This is a genomic window from Myxococcus virescens, from assembly GCF_900101905.1.
Lineage (GTDB): Bacteria > Myxococcota > Myxococcia > Myxococcales > Myxococcaceae > Myxococcus > Myxococcus virescens.
In genome coordinates this window covers 924,511-943,098 of record NZ_FNAJ01000001.1, presented here as the reverse complement: position 1 = coordinate 943,098, position 18,588 = coordinate 924,511, and the positions used below count along the sequence as shown (strand labels likewise).

Annotated in this window: 16 protein-coding genes; 8 read left to right on the top strand and 8 right to left on the bottom strand. The window is 70.5% G+C overall.

Annotated elements, in window-relative coordinates:
• Positions 1–21: 21 nt before the first annotated feature.
• Entirely contained in the window at positions 22–1,176 is a 1,155-nt protein-coding gene (locus tag BLU09_RS03820) for an esterase/lipase family protein (RefSeq protein WP_167371019.1), read from the bottom strand.
• A 134-nt stretch (positions 1,177–1,310) separates the two neighbouring features.
• Here BLU09_RS03820 and BLU09_RS03815 point away from each other — a divergent pair, with 134 nt between their 5' ends.
• The 4 genes from BLU09_RS03815 (at position 1,311) to BLU09_RS03800 (ending at position 7,097) form a co-directional block, all read left to right on the top strand.
• A complete protein-coding gene (locus BLU09_RS03815; RefSeq protein WP_090486982.1) occupies positions 1,311–3,389 on the top strand; it encodes a S46 family peptidase in 2,079 nt (692 codons plus the stop codon).
• A gap of 216 nt (positions 3,390–3,605) precedes the next feature.
• A complete protein-coding gene (locus tag BLU09_RS03810) occupies positions 3,606–5,285 on the top strand; it encodes a serine/threonine-protein kinase (protein ID WP_244171389.1) in 1,680 nt (559 codons plus the stop codon).
• Between the two features lie 513 nt (positions 5,286–5,798).
• The gene (locus BLU09_RS03805) at positions 5,799–6,398 is read left to right on the top strand and encodes an adenylate/guanylate cyclase domain-containing protein (RefSeq protein WP_090485531.1); all 600 of its coding nucleotides are present in this window, start codon (positions 5,799–5,801) and stop codon (positions 6,396–6,398) included.
• Positions 6,399–6,449: 51 nt separating this feature from the next.
• The gene (locus tag BLU09_RS03800) at positions 6,450–7,097 is read left to right on the top strand and encodes a glutathione S-transferase family protein (RefSeq protein ID WP_011550995.1); all 648 of its coding nucleotides are present in this window, start codon (positions 6,450–6,452) and stop codon (positions 7,095–7,097) included.
• Between the two features lie 17 nt (positions 7,098–7,114).
• Here BLU09_RS03800 and BLU09_RS03795 read toward each other — a convergent pair whose 3' ends face one another.
• The 5 genes from BLU09_RS03795 to BLU09_RS03775 all read right to left on the bottom strand — a co-directional run bounded on the left by BLU09_RS03795 (position 7,115) and on the right by BLU09_RS03775 (position 11,611).
• Entirely contained in the window at positions 7,115–7,708 is a 594-nt protein-coding gene (locus BLU09_RS03795; RefSeq protein ID WP_090485528.1) for a hypothetical protein, read from the bottom strand.
• A gap of 38 nt (positions 7,709–7,746) precedes the next feature.
• The gene (locus BLU09_RS03790) at positions 7,747–8,571 is read right to left on the bottom strand and encodes a glycosyltransferase family 2 protein (RefSeq protein ID WP_090485525.1); all 825 of its coding nucleotides are present in this window, start codon (positions 8,569–8,571) and stop codon (positions 7,747–7,749) included.
• Complete coding sequence (locus tag BLU09_RS03785) at positions 8,568–9,167, bottom strand: HAD family hydrolase (protein WP_090485523.1); 600 nt, start codon at positions 9,165–9,167, stop codon at positions 8,568–8,570. The genes BLU09_RS03790 and BLU09_RS03785 overlap by 4 nt, the downstream gene beginning before the upstream one ends.
• A gap of 10 nt (positions 9,168–9,177) precedes the next feature.
• Positions 9,178–11,073, bottom strand: a complete 1,896-nt coding sequence (locus BLU09_RS03780) for a methyl-accepting chemotaxis protein (RefSeq protein ID WP_090485520.1) — start codon at positions 11,071–11,073, stop codon at positions 9,178–9,180.
• Positions 11,074–11,170: 97 nt separating this feature from the next.
• Positions 11,171–11,611, bottom strand: a complete 441-nt coding sequence (locus BLU09_RS03775; protein WP_090485517.1) for a host attachment protein — start codon at positions 11,609–11,611, stop codon at positions 11,171–11,173.
• Between the two features lie 128 nt (positions 11,612–11,739).
• Here BLU09_RS03775 and BLU09_RS03770 point away from each other — a divergent pair, with 128 nt between their 5' ends.
• The 3 genes from BLU09_RS03770 to BLU09_RS03760 all read left to right on the top strand — a co-directional run bounded on the left by BLU09_RS03770 (position 11,740) and on the right by BLU09_RS03760 (position 15,431).
• Positions 11,740–13,017 carry a hypothetical protein gene (locus BLU09_RS03770; RefSeq protein WP_090485514.1) on the top strand — a complete coding sequence of 426 codons (1,278 nt, stop codon included), beginning with the start codon at positions 11,740–11,742 and terminating at the stop codon, positions 13,015–13,017.
• Positions 13,018–13,022: 5 nt separating this feature from the next.
• Positions 13,023–13,814: a MopE-related protein gene (locus BLU09_RS03765; protein WP_090485511.1), complete on the top strand. Its 792-nt coding sequence runs from the start codon at positions 13,023–13,025 to the stop codon at positions 13,812–13,814.
• A gap of 126 nt (positions 13,815–13,940) precedes the next feature.
• The gene (locus tag BLU09_RS03760) at positions 13,941–15,431 is read left to right on the top strand and encodes a serine/threonine-protein kinase (protein WP_090485508.1); all 1,491 of its coding nucleotides are present in this window, start codon (positions 13,941–13,943) and stop codon (positions 15,429–15,431) included.
• A 43-nt stretch (positions 15,432–15,474) separates the two neighbouring features.
• On the opposite strand, the gene BLU09_RS03755 is transcribed toward BLU09_RS03760, so the two are convergent.
• Positions 15,475–16,011, bottom strand: a complete 537-nt coding sequence (locus BLU09_RS03755; RefSeq protein ID WP_090485505.1) for an FHA domain-containing protein — start codon at positions 16,009–16,011, stop codon at positions 15,475–15,477.
• Between the two features lie 182 nt (positions 16,012–16,193).
• Between BLU09_RS03755 and BLU09_RS03750 the strand changes: the two genes are divergently transcribed.
• Positions 16,194–17,618, top strand: coding sequence for an alpha/beta hydrolase (locus BLU09_RS03750; RefSeq protein WP_090485502.1), 1,425 nt, complete (start codon positions 16,194–16,196; stop codon positions 17,616–17,618).
• 7 nt (positions 17,619–17,625) lie between these two features.
• Here BLU09_RS03750 and BLU09_RS03745 read toward each other — a convergent pair whose 3' ends face one another.
• On the bottom strand, positions 17,626–18,477 hold the full coding sequence (locus BLU09_RS03745) for an ATP-grasp domain-containing protein (protein ID WP_186817960.1): 852 nt from the start codon (positions 18,475–18,477) through the stop codon (positions 17,626–17,628).
• Positions 18,478–18,588 lie beyond the last annotated feature (111 nt).

Sequence of the window (18,588 nt, the reverse complement as noted above, 5' to 3'; positions counted from 1 at the left end):
ATGTGGAGGTCTTCGCGGTCGTCACGACCCCGTGAAGACAGGGCGCTCGTCCTCCAGCAGGAAGTCGACGATGCTCTTCCACGTCGACTCGAACTGGGGCCTGCGGAAGCCGGAGCCGGAGATGAGCCAATCCACGTGCGGCGGTTGGTGCGCGGGCTGGTCGAAGTGGCCAATCGCATCCAGGTGGTCCGCGCGCACCGCGGCCAGCACCCGGCCATACACCTGCGAGCGCGTGGGGACGATGCCGTCACACGCCGTGGGCCCAGGCATCGCGCCATAGGCCTGCACCAGCGCCGCCGTCTGCGCGGGCGTGTGCAGCGGCAGCGCCGTGAGTGGCATCCGCTGCGTCTGCCCGTACGTCAGCGCGTAGATGGTGTGCGTGAGCTGCGCGTAGGGGTCCAGCCCCGCCGCCATGCGCGTGCGCAGCGACGGCGGGCGCGCCTGCGTCACCACCGAGCCATACCGCACGCCGGGCCGGTCCAGCGTGCTGGCGTTGAACAGGTCGATGCCCTCCGGCGTGAGCTGCGGAATCAGCGAGGTGTCGTTGCCCACGTCGCTGAGGAATTTCGACACCGCGTCACGGCGCTCCGAGGAGAAGTCCCCCAGGAGCTGGTCATAGAGCTGGTCCAGCAGCGTGGGCTTCCATCCGAGCTGGTCATCCGCCCGCGCGAGCAGGTGTCCGAAGCGGAACACCACGCGCAGCGGCAGCCTGCCGAAGCGCAGCACGTAGACGGTGAAGAGCGACAGCAGCTTGAGGATGCGCTGCCCGAACAGGCCCATGAAGAACGTGGCCAGCGGCGTGCCCGCGTGCGGCGTGGACACGGACGTCACGGTGCGCACGCGCCTGGCGAAGGACTCCAGGTCCATGCCCTCCGCCACCTGCGCGCCGGGGCTGACGAACAGGCGCGAGTCCAACCCGCCCGTCGAGTGGCCGATGAGGTGGATGGGGCCATCGTCTCCGGACGCCGTCTCCTGCACGGCCTTGAGCAGGTCCGCGGTGCGCGTGCGGATGGAGGCCGTGGGGTGGGAGAGGACGATGATGACCTCCGCCTCCACCTGCCTGCGGGCCAGCTCGTCCTTCAGATAGTCCAGGGCGTGGCCGAAGTAGATGAGCTCGCCCAGGTTGATGAAGCCGAAGAAACCGGGGACGAGGTAGACGCGATGCTTGCCTGGCATTGCCTCCACCATATCTGACGCGGCGCATGATACCCGTGGGGAATGCATCCTCCGCTCGGGGGTTGACGCGCGCCGGCCGTCAAGTCGAGAACCGGCAACCCCCACTCCCAGTCATGACAGAAGGACGCCCGCACGTGGATCGCAGACTGCTCGCACTCGGCCTGCTCCTGTCCCTCCCCGCCTCGGCGGACGAGGGAATGTGGACCTACGACGCCTTTCCCTCCGACACGGTGAACAAGGCCTACGGCTTCACGCCCACGCAGGCGTGGCTGGACCACGTCCGGCTCGGCTCGGTGCGACTGGCCGGCGGCTGCTCCGCCAGCTTCGTGTCGCCAGAGGGCCTGGTGATGACCAATCACCACTGCATCCGCGGCTGCATCGAGGACCTGTCCTCGCCGAAGAAGGACCTGCTGGCCAAGGGCTTCTACGCCTCGAGCGCCGCGCAGGAGCTGCGCTGCCCGAAGGTGGAGGCCAACCAGCTGGTGGAGATGACGGACGTCACCGCGCGGATGAACGCGGCGACGAAGGGCCTCACTGGCGCGGCCTTCAACACCGCGTTGAAGAAGGAGACGGCCGCGGTGGAGGCCGCCTGCGCCACGTCCGGAGACGTGCGTTGTGACGTGGTGACGCTCTACAACGGCGGCAAGTATCACCTGTACAAGTACCGTCGCTTCCAGGACGTGCGGCTCGTCTTCGCGCCCGAGTTCTCCATGGCCGCCTTTGGCGGTGACCCGGACAACTTCAACTTCCCGCGCTTCGGCTTCGACGCGGCCTTCCTGCGCGTGTGGCAGGACAATGCGCCCGCGAAGAGCCCGCACTTCCTGCCGTGGGCGAAGCAGGGCGCGAAGGAGGGTGACCTCGTCTTCGTCTCCGGCCACCCGGGTGGCACCGAGCGCAAGGCGACCGTCGCCGAGCTGGAGTTCCAGCGCGACGTCAACCTGCCGTACACGCTGCTCCAGCTCGCCGAGCTGCGCGGCATGCTGCGCGAGTACGCTGGGGGTTCGGCGGAGCGCTACCGCACCACGCGCTCCATGCTACGCGGCGTGGAGAACGGGCTGAAGGCGCTGCGCGGGCGGCACCAGGCGCTGGCGGACCCGGCGCTGCTGGCCGGCAAGCGTCAGGACGAAGCGGCGCTGCGCCAGAAGGTGGACGCCAACGCGCAGGTGAAGGCCGCCACCGACGGCGCGTGGGACGAAATCACCCAGGCGCTGGACGCGTACCGCCGCATGCTGCCCGACTACCGCATGAAGGAGGCCGGGGACGCCTATCCCTCCGAGCTCTTCCGCATGGCCCGGCACCTGGTGCGCGTGGCCGAGGAGAAGGAGCGGCCCAACGCGGAGCGGCTGCGCGAGTACACCCAGTCCCAGCTCCCCACGCTGGAGCAGCAGCTCCTGCGCGACGCGCCGGTGACGCCCGAGCTGGACCAGGCGCTGCTGACCTTCGGCCTCACCCGCGTGCGCGAGACGCTGGGCGCGGATGACCCCTTCGTCCAGTCGGTGCTCGGACGCGAGGCGCCCGCCGACCTGGCGCGCGCCCTGGTGCGTGGCACGAAGCTGCGGGACGTGAAGGTGCGCGCCGCGCTGCTCAAGGGCGGCAAGGCGGCGGTGGAGGCCTCCAAGGACCCGATGATTCTCTTCGCGCGCAAGGTGGACGCGGAGGCCCGCGCGGCGCGCAAGCGCTACGAGGACACCGTGGAGGCGGTGCTCAAGCGCAATGGCGAGCGCATCGCCAAGGCGCACCTCGCGGTGTACGGCACCTCCGGTTATCCGGACGCCACCTTCACCCTCCGCCTCAACGCCGGGCAGGTGAAGGGCTGGGATGAGAATGGCCGCCCCGTGGCCGCGCTCACCACCTTTGGCGGCGCGTATGAGCGCCACACTGGCAAGGAGCCGTACAAGCTCCCGGACACCTGGCTGAAGGCGCGTGGCAAGGTGCCGCCCCAGACGCCATTCGACGTGGCCACCACCAACGACATCATCGGCGGCAACTCCGGCTCGCCCCTGGTGGACCGCGACGGGCGCGTGGTGGGGCTCATCTTCGATGGGAACCTGCACTCGCTGGGCGGCCGCTATGCCTACGTCCCTGAGACGAACCGCGCGGTCGCCGTGCACGGAGAGGGCATCCTGGCGGGGCTGGAGCACGTCTACGGGGCCAGGCGCGTGGTAGACGAGCTGCGCACCGCCAGCGACGCCGCCGTCGTGCCCGCGAAGTAGTCGCGGTTCTCAAGACCTGAGAGGTCTTGTGGATTGGATTTGGGCTTTCTGAACGCCTTGGCCGCAGTGGCCAAGGCATGTCAGAGGGAGCAGGATAGAATCCGGTTCAAAGCTGAAAACCGGTTACTCATGGCTCCCTCCCAACCCAATGACATTCCCCTCGGCACGGTCCTGAGGGAGACCTATGAGATTGCAGGCGTCCTCGGCCGAGGCGGCATGGGGACCGTCTTCCTGGCCAACCACCTGCGGCTGCGCGGGCGGCAGGTGGCCATCAAGGTGCTGCGCCACGATGCGGGCATGGGGGCCGAGGCCTTCGTGCGCTTCCGGCGCGAGGCGGAGATTGCCTCGAAGCTGGGGCACCCCAACATCGTCGAGGTGCTCGACTTCGACAGCCTCGAGGATGGCTCGCCCTACATGGTGATGGAGTGCCTGCGCGGCATGCCGCTGTCGCGCAGGCTGCGCAAGGGCCCGATGACGCTGGAGGAGGTGTTCTCCTGCGCGCGGCAGATGGGCTCGGCGCTCCAGGCCGCGCACCGCGCGGGCATCGTCCACCGCGACCTCAAGCCCGGCAACGTGTTCCTCGTGCCCACCGAGGTGGGCGGCGTGATGATGGAGCACGTGAAGTTGCTCGACTTCGGCATCTCCAAGGTCATCGACTCGCAGAGCGTGCACACGCAGGGCGGCATCCTCCTGGGCACGCCGCAGTACATGGCGCCCGAGCAGGCCACCGGGAAGAACGGCGAGGTGGACCCGCGCACGGACATCTTCGCCTTCGGGTGCCTCGTCTACGAGATGCTGGCGCGCCGGCTTCCGTTCCGGGACAACGGCAACCTTCCGGAGCTCATCTACCGCATCGTCTATGATCCGCCGGAGCCCCTGGAGGCGCTGGTGCCGGACCTGCCGGACCACGTCATCGCGGCGGTGGAGAAGTCGTTGGAGAAGCGCCCGGAGGACCGCTTCCCGGACGTGGCCAGCTTCATCTTCGCGCTGACGGGGCGCGCGCTGCAGACGATGGGCGAGGTGCCGATGCTCACACCGCTGAGCACGCCGCAGCTCGCGGTGGGGCTGGCTCCGGAGTCGAAGCCGGAGACGGTGCCCGGCAGGCGCTCGGGACGCGGGGTGGAGGACGAGGACGTCGACGTGAATCCTCCGGACGCGAACCCGCCCTTCCGGGAGTCGGAGACGGTCAGCCTGTCCGCGCCGGTGCCCGCGGTGGCCCCGTCCCACGACGCCGCGACCATCGCCGAGGCGATGCCCTTGCCGGAGATGGAGGCGCCTCCGCCTCGGCCTGTCGTGGCGCCCGCGGACGTCGTGCCCGCCCCCATCGCCCGTTCACCCGTGGGGAGGCCGCCCTCCGCGGCGCCTCCAGGGCCGAGCGCCCGGAAGCCGACGCCTCGGGACGGGGCTGTGGCTGGGTCCCAGGTGCCAGACGGAGGCGTGGCGGCGTCCCGGGGGCCCGAGCGGACGCATGGGGAACCCCCTCCAGAGAAACCCCTCGCGCCTGCTCCGTTGCCGCGCCGCGCTGACGCTCCACCCGTACGTCCGCCAGCAGGGGGCGCGCAGGCCGGTGCCGCGTCACCGAAGGTGGTCCCCGCGCCCATCGCGCGGGCGCCCGTGGCAGGGGGCCCCTCCGCGCCGGTCGCTGCCCGGAATGGGCCGCCCTCGCCAGACGCGGGCGCGGTGGGGTCGACCGTGTTGCTGCGCTCGAAGACGGGCGTGGCCCAGTCCGCCTCCCCAGGCGTGCTCGCCGCCCAGCCGAAGCGGAAGCTGACTCCGCTCACGGTGGCGATGATGGTGGCGCTCGTCGCCGCCGTGGCCTTCGCCGTGTGGCCACGGCCGGATCCACGCGTGGAGGCGTCCCGAAAGCACGCCGCGCCCGCTGCTGGCGCGGAGTAGCGTCCGCCTGACGTGGAGGCGTCAGGCGCGATGACCGAGAGGGCCTCGAGCTCGAGGCCGCGCTCGGGCTGAGTCCAGCACGTGCCGCGCCCGGGCGACCAGCCGAGCCTCCTGGCCAGCAGGATGGCCTCGCGAGCGTCACCTGGCAGGACCGCGGGGCCGTGCCCTGTCAGGACTCGGACCGAACCCGACCTGCTGAGTTCGAGGCCCGACACGCCCGGACAGGACGCAACAGGGCGTTGGTGCGGCGCGTCAGGGAATACGTATCCTGATGAGGACTGACACGTCGGTTCATGTCATGTCCAACACCGAGCGTATGCGGGCACAGGGAGGGCAAGGGGCCCTCGGGGGGAGCCTGTCATCGCCGGTGGACCCACCGTGTGCGGCCGCGTCCCCCCGGGGCGGACGGCCGTCCAGGGCCCGGTTCCAGCCGAGAGGGGGGCTCGGCTGGGACCGGGGGCCCTGTGTGATGTAGCATCGCTGACAGTGCCGGGGGGAAAGGGGAGATGCGCGATGGTGGTGGAGGCTCCAGAACCCGGGAAACTATCGGCGATTCTCTTCACGGGCATTGAAGGCCCTGATGGGCTCTCATGGCGTGACGAATCGCTCCAGAACGACATGCGGGATGAGCATGCGCTGCTCGTTCGTGAGTTGTTGCCGCGCCATGGAGGGCGCGAGGTGAAGCGGCTGGAGGACGGCTTCCTCCTGGAGTTCGAGGGCGGCCCCTCGGCGGTGGACTTCGGTCTGGAATTGCAGCGCGTCCTGGACGCCCGCAACGGAGACGCATCCGCCGAGCGCCGGGTCATCTTGCGCGTGGGGGTCCACCTGGGCATGGTGGTGCACCGCGACGGTGACGTGTTTGGAGAAGGCGTCAACCTGGCCGCGCGCATCGAGGCGCTGGCCCGTCCCGGCACGCTCTATGTCAGCGAGACGGTGGCGCGTCAGGTGGAAGGCCGCCTGGCTTCACCGCCGGTTCGCCTGGGCCGTGGCGAGATGAAGAACATCCGGTTGCCCGTGGCCGTCTACCGCATCGACCCGCCCGAGCACCGCCGCCGGATGCCGCTGCTGTCGCGCATGCGCTCCTTCTGGGGGCGCCGGAGCGCGGCGAACTGACGCGCACAAGCGCGGGCGGGCCTGGGCGAGCGGCGTTATAGAGGCCGCCCCATGCCCCAGCTCACACTCGTCGTCGGTTCGAAGAACTACTCATCCTGGTCCCTGCGGCCCTACCTCGCGCTGGCCCACACGGGACAGCCCTTCCAGGAGGTGGTGATTCCGCTGGCTGTTCCAGACACGGAGGACCGGATTGCCCGGTACTCCCCCAGCAAGCGCGTGCCGGTGCTCCAGCACGGCGACCTGACCATCTGGGACTCGCTGGCCATCTGTGAGTACCTGGCGGAGGCCTTCCCCCAGGCCCAGCTGTGGCCCCAGGACATGGCGGCTCGCGCGGTGGCCCGCGCGGTCACCGCGGAGATGCACTCCGGCTTCGGCGCGCTCCGGCAGCACATGAACATGAACCTGCGCGCGCGCAGCCCGGGCAAGGGCCGTGCGCCCGGTGTGGCGGAGGACATCGCCCGCGTCCAGGCCCTCTGGAATGACTGTCGCGGGCGCTTCGGCCAGGGCGGGCCCTTCCTCTTCGGCCGCTTCTCCATCGCGGACGCCTTCTACGCGCCCGTCGTCACCCGCTTCGTCACCTATGACGTGGCGCTGGACGCGGTGAGCGCGGCCTACCGCGACGCCGTGCTCGCGCTGCCCGCGCTCCAGAAGTGGACCGAGGAAGGGCGGAGCGAGCCCAGCATCCCGAAGTACGACTGAGCCTTCCTCCCAGCGCGCTACTTGCTCGCGGGGGCCGGCGTCACCTCTTCGACCCGGGTGGCGCCGTCCTTGTCCACCGCGAGCTTCAGGTGGGGCGTGCCCTTCGCATCATGCAGGACGATGCTCGCCACGCCCTCCTCCACGCCGATGACGATGCGCTCCTTCCAGTCGTGCCGGAAGGTGATGTTGGGCTTGCCCTGGATGAGCCCCATGCACATCGCCTCGTAGCCTTCCTCGCTGTCGAAGCAGAGGGCGTTGATGCCGATGCTGTCGAGCATCCCGAGCCCGCCGACCTCCTGCCCGGACGCATTCATGAACTGGATGCCGTAGGCCTTCACCGCGCGCTTGAGGCCCTTGGGGTCGGGCATGGGCGCCGCGATGCGGATGCGCGCCTGTCCGTGCTCGTCGACGATGTTCAGCTCACGCACGGACAGCGACGCGGCAGCGGGGGCGGTGTTCACGCTGGTGCACGCGCCGAACAGACCCAGGGCGCAGCAAGCCGCCCACATCGACCGCCGGGGGAGAAGGGAAGGGGACATCACGAGCAGACCTTTCGGAGAACGTCGAGGAGAGGACGCCACCGTAGGGAGCCCGCACACCGCCAGGGCCATGGCGGTGCGGTCATTTCGTCACGCTTGGGTCATGGCCGTCAGCTCAACGCGCCGTCGCGCACGCGCACGAACAACGCGTCATAGCGGCCTTCCGCGTAGAGTTGCACCAGCTCCGGGTAGCGGCCCTGGCGCAGCTCGCGCAGGTACGCGTACTTCGTGGCGTGGTAGCCCGCCACCGCCCATGCCAGGCGGGAGGCCTCCGCGCCGCCGCGCCACAGCGCGCCCTTCAGCAGACAGTCGCGCGTCCAGGACGCCAGGCGCTGCACGCCCACGGGCTTGAGGCCGCGCTGCTCGGCATGGGCGCGCAGGGCCCACAGCAAGGCATAGCGGTCCTCCTTCTGCGCGCGGTACTCCACCGACGTGGCGAAGCGGTGCTCGATGTAGGCGCGGACGCGTCCGCCCGCCAGCTTCGGCAGGGCCTCGTGGACAATCTGCTCCGGCCGCCACACGGCCTTGTCCCGGCGCACCAGCCGCGCCCGCCACTGCGTGCGGTAGCGGAAGCGGTGCGTCCCCAGCTCGGCCCAGTCGCGGCGGGGCAGCCGGTACACGGCCTCCGTGGGGGAAGAGGTCTTCCACGCGCGCAGTGTCTCCACCGCCTCGGGGCCCAGCAGCTCGTCCGAGTCGAGGAAGAAGACGTAGTCACAGGGCGCCAGGGCGTTCACCGCGGCCTCGCGCGCGGCGCCGTAGCCTCGCCACGCATGGGGCACGGAGCGCGCGCCCAGCGAACGCACCAGCTCCGCCGAGCCATCCGTGGCCCCGGAGTCCAGCGCCACCACGTCATCGCAGAGCGCCAGCAGCCCGCGCAGGCACGGCTCCAACGTGTCCCGGTTGTTCCGGTGGAGGACGTAGCCGCCCAGCTTCATAGACCCAGGGCCTTGAGCTGCGCGTCGAAGGCGTCGGCGGTGGTGAAGAGCCTGCCTTGAATCCCCACGGCCTCGGCGGCCTGGACGAACTCGGCCAGGTCGTCGAAGAAGACGGCCTCCTCCGGGGCGCAGCCCACGCCTGCCAGCGCGAGCCGGAAGATGTCCGGCTCCGGCTTCACGTGGCCCACCTCGCAGCTCATCACCACGCTGTCGAAGCGCTGGAGCACCGGCAGCAGCGGACGCAGGTAGGCGACGTGCAGCGCGTTGGTGTTGGACACCAGCCCCAGGCGCACCCGGCCGACCAGCGATTCGATGCGTGGCAGCACGGCGTCATGCAACGTGAAGTGGCTGCTCCACAGCGGGGCGAACTCCGCCATGGGCAGGTCCACGTCCAGCGCGCGACACACGTCCTGGCGGATGCCCTCCGCGCCCAGCACGCCCCGGTTGGCGTCCGTCCACCCCGCGCCCGTCAGCCGCCGGGCCACCTCCGCGGCCTCCAGGCCCGCGCGGGCGCCCAGCCGGGAGAAGAGCAGGGTGTTGTCGTGGAAGACGAGGACGTTGCCCAGGTCCAGCAGCACTGCCTTCACCTGCGCCATGCATGCTCCTTCAAATGCGATAAGCGCGGGCCACGTCCTGCATCTGCTCGGACACATCCTGGAGCAGCTTCGCCGCCCGGGTGGTGGCCGCCAGGCTCTCCTGGGTGTCGTTCATCATGGAGGACAGGTCCGTGACCGCGCTGAAAATCTGGGCGATGCCCGCGTTCTGCTGACTCACCGCGCCGGCAATCTGCCGCACCGCGGCGGCGTTGTCCTGGATGATGGCGGCCAGCTCCTTCATCCGCTCTCCGGTGCCGCGCACCTGCTCCAGGCCGCTCTCCATATGCGTGTAGCCCTGCTCCGTCATCTTCGCGGTGGAGAGGATGGCGCTGCTCAAATCGCCCAGGATTTCGCGCACCCGGTCCGTGGCCTGGATGGACTGGTCCGCCAGGCTGCGAATCTCGCGCGCCACCACGCCAAAGCCCTTGCCGTGCTCGCCGGAGCGGACGGACTCGATGGCGGCGTTGAGCGCCAGCATGTTGGACTGGTCCGCCAGGTCCTTCACGGTCTGGGTGATGCCGCCAATCTGCTGCGTGCGCTCGTTGAGCTGGGCGATGCGCTCCGTCATCTGCTCGGCCTGGGACAGGATTTCGGAGAAGCCGCCCAGGCTGTCCCGGATGGCCCCCTCGCCCGCGCGTCCCACCTCTTCGGCCACGGAGGCGCGCTTGAGCACGTCCTCCGCCTTCTCCGATGCCAGCATCGACGTCTGCTTGATTTCCTGCGCCGTCACCTGCGTCTGCTGGAGGGCCGCGGCCTGACGGGCCACGTTGCGCTCCTGCTGCGTCGACGCCGTCTGCAGCTCCGCCACCGTCTCACTGAGCACGCGCGTGCCGGTGTGCAGGCTCTGCGCCGTCTCCCGCAGCTGGAACACCAGCAGGCCGAAGGCGCCGGCCAGCTCGCCCACCTCGTCGTTGCCGGCCTTCACGTCCAGCGTCTGCGTGAGGTCGCCCTCGCTCACCAGCCGCGTCACCGCCGCGCGCAGGGCCAGCACGGGGCCGGAGATGCGGTGCGACAGCAGCCACGCGCCCACGACGGCCAGCACGATGAAGCCCACCGCCATCAGCAGCGCCACCCGGTTCACGCGCACCACCGGGGCGTAGGCCTCCGCCGGGTCCACGCGCGCCACGAAGTGCCAGCCGTCGGCCACGTCGCGCACGTCCGTGCCGTTGATGGCCGTGACGGCCAGCAGCGCGTCATTGCCCTGGGCGTTCGCGCCGCGCGAGTCGTACAGCGGCGTGCCGTCCGGCCGCTGGAGGGTCATCGCGAAGCTCTTCAGGGCACGCTGATGGGCACGGGCCAGCGCCGGCTGCACCAACTGGTCCACGTGGGCCCAGTCGAAGGCGGCCAGCAGCACGCCCATCCGGTGCTTGGAGACCGGGTCCAGCACCGGGAAGGCCAGCGACAGCACGTGGCCGGTGAAGATGGGGTGCTCCTCGGTGATGCCCTCGCTGCTGGTGCGCCCCTGCTGGGCCTCCGTGAACCAGGGGCTGCGCCGCACCTCGTCCTGCCGGCGCAGGTATTCGTCGCGCAGGGCAGGGGTGTTGGCGGAGATGGCGCGGCCGGTGTCGTCGAAGACGACGATGCCGTTGAGGGTGAGGTAGCGGCTCTGGAGCACGCCGAGCATGGCGTCGGCGGGCGACACGTCACCTCGCAGCGCGGCACGGACCGCGGGGTCCTCGGCCCAGCCGCGGGCGCTTGCCTCCCGTTCGGCCAGCGTCGACTCGAGCAGGTCCTTCACGCCTTCGGCCTCGCTCAGCAGCGACGCGTGAATCTGCTCTTCCATCACCTGCCGCGCGCTGCGGGCCTGGAGCCAGGTCAGCGTCAGCAGCGGGACGACCGACAGCAGCGTCGCGTAGAGCGTGAGGCGTCCACGAAGGGACTGGGTTCCAGGAAGAGAAAGGGCCATGTGGCGCGGCGGGCAGCGTGCGGGGGCCTCCCAGAAAGGTCGGCCCTCGTCCTATACCAGAGCCCCGCGTCTCCAGGGCACCCCCGCGCCTGCCTGCTCAGATGACAGGCACCCGGTTGGGCAGCTCCTTCGCCGGGACGTTGGAGTAGTCCGAGTCCACGTCCAGGAGGACGCGCTGCCGGACCCGGGCGCTCAGCAAGCGGCGAATCCTCCCCAGGAATCCCGGTGGCGCGGCGATGACCAGCCTGTCGAAGTCGTGCCGGTCATGTGCCTTGTCCAGGAACACGGACAGCTCGCGGGCGAAGCGGTCGTGCTCCAGCTCCCTTCGTCCATTGGGCTCGTTCTCCGCCGGCGGGCCGTGCAGGGTGCCGGCATTGGGGTTGTCCGCCTGCTCAATCAGCTCTGCCTGACGGGCCCGACTCTCGTCGTGGTGGAACTCCTCCACCAGCCGCCAGTCCTCTTCCGCCTTCGCGTCCGTCGCGAAGAGGCGGGCCCGGCTTGCGTTCCCCACCAGAATCCAGAGCGTCCCATTCGCCATATCGTGCGTCTCCTTGCGCTATAGAGTGGGAGATGCGGACCCCTGCGGGCCAAGGCAAGCTTCCCCAGACGAGCCGCACGCACGCCGAGCGCAGGGCAGGCAGCCAGGCCGCGCATCGTTGACGGGTTTTGCGGGGACTGGGGGCGCCACGGGCGCTGCATTCCGTTGCGCGGAGCGTCGCGGTACAAGAGGGGGCCATGCGCATTCCCGTTGCTCCCGTCACCGCCCTGCTGGCGCTCGCGCTGCTGGCTGCTCCCTCGTGGGCTCAGGAACAGGGTGGGCTGGGCCTGGACCTCACCTCGGACGCCCCCGCCGAGCAGCAGGGAATGGACATGGGGTTGGACCTGCGTCCCAGCAATCCCAACGCGGACCTCCTGCCTCGCTTCGCGTTGGTGGGGCTGTACGCGACGGAGCGCGCGGGTGCGCAGCAGGCGTCGAGCTGGTTGGAGGCCCTGGCACGCGGGGCGCTGTCCTCCGCCATGGTGGCGCAGGCGTCGGACCTGGTGGAGACGCGTGAGCGGCTGGCGGAGAGCTACGACGCGGCGGTGCACTGCGCGGAGGCCGCGTGCTTCGCCGAGCCCGCGGAGTTGCTGGACGCGGACCTGCTGACCACCGCGCGTCTGTCTTTGGAGGACACGGGCTGGACGCTGCGGACGTGGACCTACGACAGGGACCGCCGCGTGGTGCATGAGGACTTCGTGACGGGGCGCAACCCGCGCGACGAGGACTTCGTGAACGAAGCCGCCGCGATGCTGTCCAAGCGCCTGACGGCGTTGGCCCAGCCGCGCGCGATGCTGACGGTGAACGTCAACGTACCGCAGGCGGTGGTGAAGGTCGGCGAGCGCATCGTGGGCGTGGGCAGCGTGGAGGTGCGCCAGGCACCCGGCGCGGTGGCGGTGGAGGTGTCCGCGGACGAGTACGGCACCCAGACGCGCACCCTGGACCTCGCGCCCGGCGCGCGCGAGACAGTGGACGTCATGCTGGAGATTTCCGGTCCGGCGCCGGATGGACCTCCGGATGATTCCGTGGTCGGCGTGGCGTCTTCCCAGAAGGCGCCTCGCAAGTCCCTCTTCAAGCGGCCCGCGCTCTACACCGCGTTGGTGGGACTGGCCGCGGTGGGGGCGGGTGTGGTGATGGGCATGGCCGCCAAGGACGTGGAGAAGCGCGGGGGCGACGCGGATGGGGACGGCATGTTCGACGTCACTCGCAAGGAGCGGCTGGACGCGCAGTCCCAGGCCAATCTGGCCACGGCACTGCTGGTGGGCGGCGGCGCGGTGACGGCGGGCAGCGTGGCGTGGCTGGTGCTGGTGCCCGCGCGCAGCGCGCCCGCATCGACGTCCGTGGCGCCCGGAAGCGGCGGTGGCGCCTCCACGTCCCTGCACGTCATGGTCGGCGGGAGTTTCTAGAGCCTATGAAGACCTTCGAATCCCGGCTGCGCGCGTGGTGTGGCCTGTTGCTCGTCGCGGGCGCGGTGGGCTGTACGGTGAGTTTCCCGGACGACGTGCCCTACACGTGCACGGAGACCGCTGACTGCGGCGGTGACGGCTACGTCTGCACGTCCCTGCCGGACAACGGGCCGCGGTACTGCTGCCTGCCGGACCCCACGGAGGTCTGCAACGGCCTGGACGACGACTGCGACGGCCTGGTCGATAACCTGGAGACCGCCTGCTATACGGGGCCAGAAGGCACACTCGACGTGGGGCTCTGTCACGCCGGTGAGTCCATCTGCACCCGGGAGGCGAGCATCGCGTGCGTGGGGCAGGTGCTGCCCGGCACTGAAATCTGCAATGGCCTGGATGACGACTGCGACGGGACGGCGGACGAGGACTTCGACCTGAAGACGGCCCCGGGCCACTGCGGCGCCTGCAACAATGACTGTTCCTTCCTCCAGGACTGCGTGAATGGCGAGTGCGTGCGCCGTCAGGAGCTGGACTGCGCCAACGGCGAGGATGATGACGGGGACGGCTTCACGGACTGCCAGGACCGCGCGGACTGCGACGGCAAGTCGTGTGGTCCGGAGTGCGTGTGCGAGGGGGGCTCGAAGACGGAGGCGAGCTGCACCAACGGCGCGGATGATGACGGGGACGGGCTCGTGGACTGCGCGGACCGCGCGGACTGCCCCACGGAAACGCAGTGCGGGCCTCTCAGGTCGGATGACGAAAACGATTATCCGCGCTGCCAGGTAAACGGAGTCTGTCTGTGATGAAGTCGGCTCCCGTGCGTCAATGTCCGCCATCCCGCACTCACCGAGGGTGGGTGGCGTCCCTGGGAAGACAGAGTGCAGATCCAGGGTTGCTGTTTGCCTCGGACATGGAAATTTCTTCTCATCATGGGCTCCGATGACGCCTTCATGCAGACCCTGCAGTCCAGTGCCGAGGCCCCCGTGAGTAACGCGGAGCCCCGAGCCAGTGACGAGCTCCAGGAGGGCTCCACGCTGGGGAACTACCAGCTGGAGCAGCTCCTGGGCGAAGGGTCCATGGGCCGGGTGTTCCAGGCGCGGCACACGCGGCTGGGACGCCAGGTGGCGCTCAAAGTCCTGCGGCCGGAGCACGCGCGGGACGGCGGCTTCGTGCGGCGCTTCTTCCAGGAGGCCCGCACCGTCAATCAAATCAACCACGAGCACATCGTGGAGATTTTCGACTTCGTCGACGAGAGCGCGACGGGTGGGCACGTCTACTGCGTGATGGAGCTGCTGCGCGGGCAGAGCCTGAGCTCGTTGGCGCAGGCGGAGCCGCTGACGCTGGCGCGCATCCAGCGCTTCGTGGTGCAGGTGTGCGCGGCGCTCGGCGCGGCCCACCAGGTGGGTGTGGTGCACCGGGACGTGAAGCCGGACAACCTCTTCGTCATCCACCGCGCGGGCCAGCCGGACTTCGTGAAGGTGTTGGACTTCGGTGTGGCGAAGCTGCTCTCCGCCGAGGGGGGCACCACCGGGACGGTGGACGGCACCATCATCGGGACGCCCGCGTACATGGCGCCGGAGCAGGCCGCGGGCCTTCCGGTGGATGCGCGCTCCGACATCTACGCGGTGGGCAACATCCTCTACGAGCTCATCTCCGGCAAGCCGCCCTTCCAGGCGCCGGCCTTCGGCCATCTGGTGGTGCAGATCATCACCCAGCCGCCGCCGCCGTTGCCCTCGCACCTGCCGTCTGGCGAGCCTGTTCCGCCGCAACTGGCGGAGCTGGTGATGCGCTGCCTGTCGAAAGAGCCCGAGGCCCGGCCGCAGAGCCTGGCGGAGGTGACGACGGCGCTTCTCCTGTTGCCCGCGTCCGCCCCGGCGCTGGCGCCCGCGCCCGCCGAGCTGGCGCTGGAGGCCTCCGAGCGGCCCACGCACAAGGTGCGGGTGGCGGTGACGGGGCGCTGGCACCGCCGGGCGGTGGTGACGGTGGGGACCGCGGCGTTGGTGGTGGTGGCCGCGGTGGTCACCTGGTCTGGCATGCAGCCGGAGCCCGCCCCCGCCGAAACTCCCGTGGCCCAGGTGGCCGACGTCGTGAGTGGGCCCGCCGCCGCGCCCCAACTGCTTCCGCCCGTCACGCTCACGGTGCGCTCCTTCCCGGAGGGCGCGCAGGTGCTGCGCCTGGACACGGGCGAGCTGCTGGGCGTGACGCCGCTGGTGAAGCAGGTGTCCGGTGAGTCCGCGCCGCTGCGCCTGCGCGTGGAGCTGGCCGGCTATGCCCCGCTGGAGCGGATGGTGGAGCTGGACAAGCACGCCGAGCTGGAGGTGCCGCTGGTGAAGGCGCTGCCTTCGCCTCGGCAGAAGCCCGCGGCCGGGACGCAGCGCGACACAGGCAAGAAGAGCCGCGAGCGCCCTGTCGCGAAGTAGGTGTCGCGGTGGCCCCGCCCTGGGAGGCGGGGCCTGAGCCCGCTCAGCGGGGCGTCGCCGTCTGGGCGAGCACCTGGGCCGCGATGCGGCCAATGCGCTCGTCGAAGTCCTCCGCCTCGTGGAAGGTGAGGCGCACATCACCCACGTGAAGCTGCACGCCGGGCTGGAGCACGGCGGGCTGCTCCGGCTCCAGGGCCGAGCCGCCCAGCGTCACCGTCCGGGAAGCGGCCACGCGCGTCACCGTCCAGCGTCCTTCCAGGGTGGGGGACAGGTGGAGCTGCTCGCGCGACACGGTGGCGTCATTGACGACCAGCGCGTTGTTCGAGGCCCGGCCCAGCCGCAGCGGGCTGCCATCCGTCTGGCCCACCAGTTCGAAGCACAGGGCGTCTCCAGCGGGCAGGCAGTCCCGCAGGTCCGTCAGCGGCAGCCGCGTGGCGGCCACGTTGCCCTCCACCACTTCGGGGACATTCCAAGCGCCCGCCTCCCACACCAGCCACGGGTGTGGGTACTTGGCGCGAAACTTCTCCTTGAGAGCCATGTGCTGCCTCACGAGCAGCGAGAGCAGCAGTGCGCGAGCCATGCGGGTTGAATAACCTTCCTCCCCCGTCGCGGCCCGAGAAGGTGCGCGTGGGGGCCATGGGATGTCAACGAATGGCCAGATGCGGGTGGGATGCCCCACTCGCGCCCGGGCCGACCCCTGTAGTACACCCGCGACCGCCTCCTGTCCCCCGGACAAGGCATCCCCGCCTCCTGGAAGATTCGATGCGTCGCCTGCTCGCCGCCGTGTTCTGCGCTGCCGTCGTGCTGGTGGCTTGTGAAGACGAATCCCCATCGCCTCCCACGCCGCCGCCTCCCTCCACGGAGACGTACCCGGACGCCGGCACGCGCCCGGATGCGGGCACCCAGGAGCCCTGGGCCTGCCAGCGGAGCACGACGGTGCACAACGCGCCCGTGCGGCTGCTCGCCCGGCTGCAACTGGAGATGAGCCGCGCCACGTCCTCCGCGCAGCGCACGGAGGCCATCGACCGCTTCGTGGCGGAGGTGGAGGAGCAGGGCGGCCGGCCCCTGGTGAGTGACGTCAAGGCGGGTCGTCCTCGCGTGGCCTTCTTCGTGCGAGGCGAGGCCGGCCGGGACACCTTCGTCGCCGGCGACTTCAACGGCTGGTCCGCCACGGCCACGCCGCTGGTGCAGGTGCGGGACACCGACCTGTACGTGGCGGAGGTGGAGGTGCCGCGCACCGGCCCGCAGCCGTACAAGCTGGTGAAGGACGGCGACTTCATCGCGGACCCGGGCGCGCGCCACGTCGCGTGGGACGACTTCAACCGGTACGACGTGGGGCAGTTCAACTCGCTCATCTACCCGGAGCTCCAGGACGCCGCGAAGGGCCGGCTCACCGCGTGGTACGGCGTGCCCGCCACGGTGTTGGGGGATGCGCGCGACGTCTTCGTCTACACGCCGGCGGCGTATGACGGACCGGAGTGCCCGGCCCTGCCGGTGATGTACCTCCACGACGGCAACGAGAGCCTGACGCGCGAGTCCTTCGCCGAAGCGGCGGACACGCACTACGCGGCGCGCCCGGAGGACTCGGCGGTGCTCGTCTTCGTGGCGCTGCCGGACCAGTCCGTGCGCCTGGCGCAGTACACCTTCCCGCCCGCGCGTGCGCCGGGCTGGCCCACGCCGCGCGGGGATGACTACCTGGCCTTCATCCGCGACGACCTGATGCCGCGCGTGGAGGCGTCCTACCGCGTGAAGACGGGCCCTCAGGAGACGGGCATCGCCGGCGCGTCGCTGGGCGGCCTCATCTCCGTGTACGCGGGCTTCCAGATGCCGGAGAAGTTCGGCTTCGTGGGCTCCCAGTCCGGCACGCTGTTCTGGCCCCATGACGGCGTGGTGGACCGCGACGACGGCAACGCGATGATTGTCCGCGCGAGCCAGGAGCCGGTGGTGCCGGTGCGCTTCTACGTGGACCACGGCTCGCCCGTGGCGGGCTGCACGCGGGACGGCGAGGAGGGTGGGGACGACTGCCAGTCCAACCTGCAGTTCGTGGAGGCGCTGCGCGGCCGCGGCTACTGCGTGGCCCACTGGAACGAGCCCGGCGCCGAGCACGACTGGGCCTTCTGGAAGCGGCGCTTGCCGAAGCTGCTGTGCCACTTCCGCAACGCGGCCCCGGCGGTGTGCGGCCTGTAGTCCGGCCTCACAGCTTCGCGACGATGGCGCGGGCCAGCCGGTCCGCGGCCCCCGCGTCGAGCGACAGGAACAGGCGCGGCTCGGTGGCCTCCAGCTCTTGCAGCCGCGACTGGCCCGCGTTGTCGGTGGCCACGTCCACGCGGGCGTAGAGCAGGGGACGTCCCACCGCTTCCAGCACGGACTCCGCCAGCCGCAGCTCGGCTGCGTCCTCGGGCGTGAAGGCGGTGGGCTCGGAGAAGCCGCGCGGCGCGTCCAGCAGCGTGGGGGGCCGGCGCACCGCGTGGCTGAGGACGCCGTCGAAGAAGACGTAGCTGCGCTCGCCCTCCGTTTCGAAGGCGGTGAGGTAGGGCTGCACCATGACGTCGCCCTCGCGGGTCAGCTCGGCCAGCCGGGCGGTGGCGGCGTGGGCCTCCGCGCGCGGGAAGACGTGCGTCTTGAGCGCTCCCGCGGACACGGCGGGCTTGAGCACCACCGCGTCCCAGCCGTGCCTGAGTGCCAGCTCGCCCACATCGAGCGTGTCGCCCCTCCGCACCCAGGTGGTGGGCGTCACCAACACGCCCTTCTCCTCCAGTTCGCGCAGGTAGTGCTTGTGCGTGTTCCAGCGCAGCACGGGCGCGGGATTGTGGAGTTGCGTGAGGCGGCCCACCTTGTCCGCCCAGGCGACGAAGGCGTCGCGGCGCAGGTGGCTGTCCCACGTGTTGCGCACCAGGGCCAGCCGCACCGTCTTCCAGTCCATGGCCGGGTCATCCCAGACGACGGGCCGGGCCTCCACGCCCAGGGCCGCGAGCGCGGGCAGCAGCGATGCGTCAAAGGCATCGAGTTGAGGCAAGCCTTCGAAGGTGAGGACGGCGACGTCCATGACGTGGGCTCCCGGTGTTGAAACGTGCGGCGGCTTGTAGCGCGTGTGGCACCTGCGCGCAGGGCTCTCGCGGCGCGTCAAGAACAGGGTGCGGGCCAGTCCGACAGGTAG

Excerpts from the sequence above, each read along its gene's own strand:
- BLU09_RS03820 (WP_167371019.1), bottom strand. The coding sequence starts at position 1,176 with ATGCCAGGCAAGCATCGCGTCTACCTCGTCCCCGGTTTCTTCGGCTTC.
- BLU09_RS03810 (WP_244171389.1), top strand. The coding sequence starts at position 3,606 with ATGGGGACCGTCTTCCTGGCCAACCACCTGCGGCTGCGCGGGCGGCAG.
- BLU09_RS03805 (WP_090485531.1), top strand. The coding sequence starts at position 5,799 with ATGGTGGTGGAGGCTCCAGAACCCGGGAAACTATCGGCGATTCTCTTC.
- BLU09_RS03800 (WP_011550995.1), top strand. The coding sequence starts at position 6,450 with ATGCCCCAGCTCACACTCGTCGTCGGTTCGAAGAACTACTCATCCTGG.
- BLU09_RS03795 (WP_090485528.1), bottom strand. The coding sequence starts at position 7,708 with ATGGCCCTGGCGGTGTGCGGGCTCCCTACGGTGGCGTCCTCTCCTCGA.
- BLU09_RS03790 (WP_090485525.1), bottom strand. The coding sequence starts at position 8,571 with ATGAAGCTGGGCGGCTACGTCCTCCACCGGAACAACCGGGACACGTTG.
- BLU09_RS03785 (WP_090485523.1), bottom strand. The coding sequence starts at position 9,167 with ATGGCGCAGGTGAAGGCAGTGCTGCTGGACCTGGGCAACGTCCTCGTC.
- BLU09_RS03780 (WP_090485520.1), bottom strand. The coding sequence starts at position 11,073 with ATGGCCCTTTCTCTTCCTGGAACCCAGTCCCTTCGTGGACGCCTCACG.
- BLU09_RS03775 (WP_090485517.1), bottom strand. The coding sequence starts at position 11,611 with ATGGCGAATGGGACGCTCTGGATTCTGGTGGGGAACGCAAGCCGGGCC.
- BLU09_RS03765 (WP_090485511.1), top strand. The coding sequence starts at position 13,023 with ATGAAGACCTTCGAATCCCGGCTGCGCGCGTGGTGTGGCCTGTTGCTC.
- BLU09_RS03760 (WP_090485508.1), top strand. The coding sequence starts at position 13,941 with ATGGGCTCCGATGACGCCTTCATGCAGACCCTGCAGTCCAGTGCCGAG.
- BLU09_RS03755 (WP_090485505.1), bottom strand. The coding sequence starts at position 16,011 with ATGGCTCGCGCACTGCTGCTCTCGCTGCTCGTGAGGCAGCACATGGCT.
- BLU09_RS03750 (WP_090485502.1), top strand. The coding sequence starts at position 16,194 with ATGCGTCGCCTGCTCGCCGCCGTGTTCTGCGCTGCCGTCGTGCTGGTG.
- BLU09_RS03745 (WP_186817960.1), bottom strand. The coding sequence starts at position 18,477 with ATGGACGTCGCCGTCCTCACCTTCGAAGGCTTGCCTCAACTCGATGCC.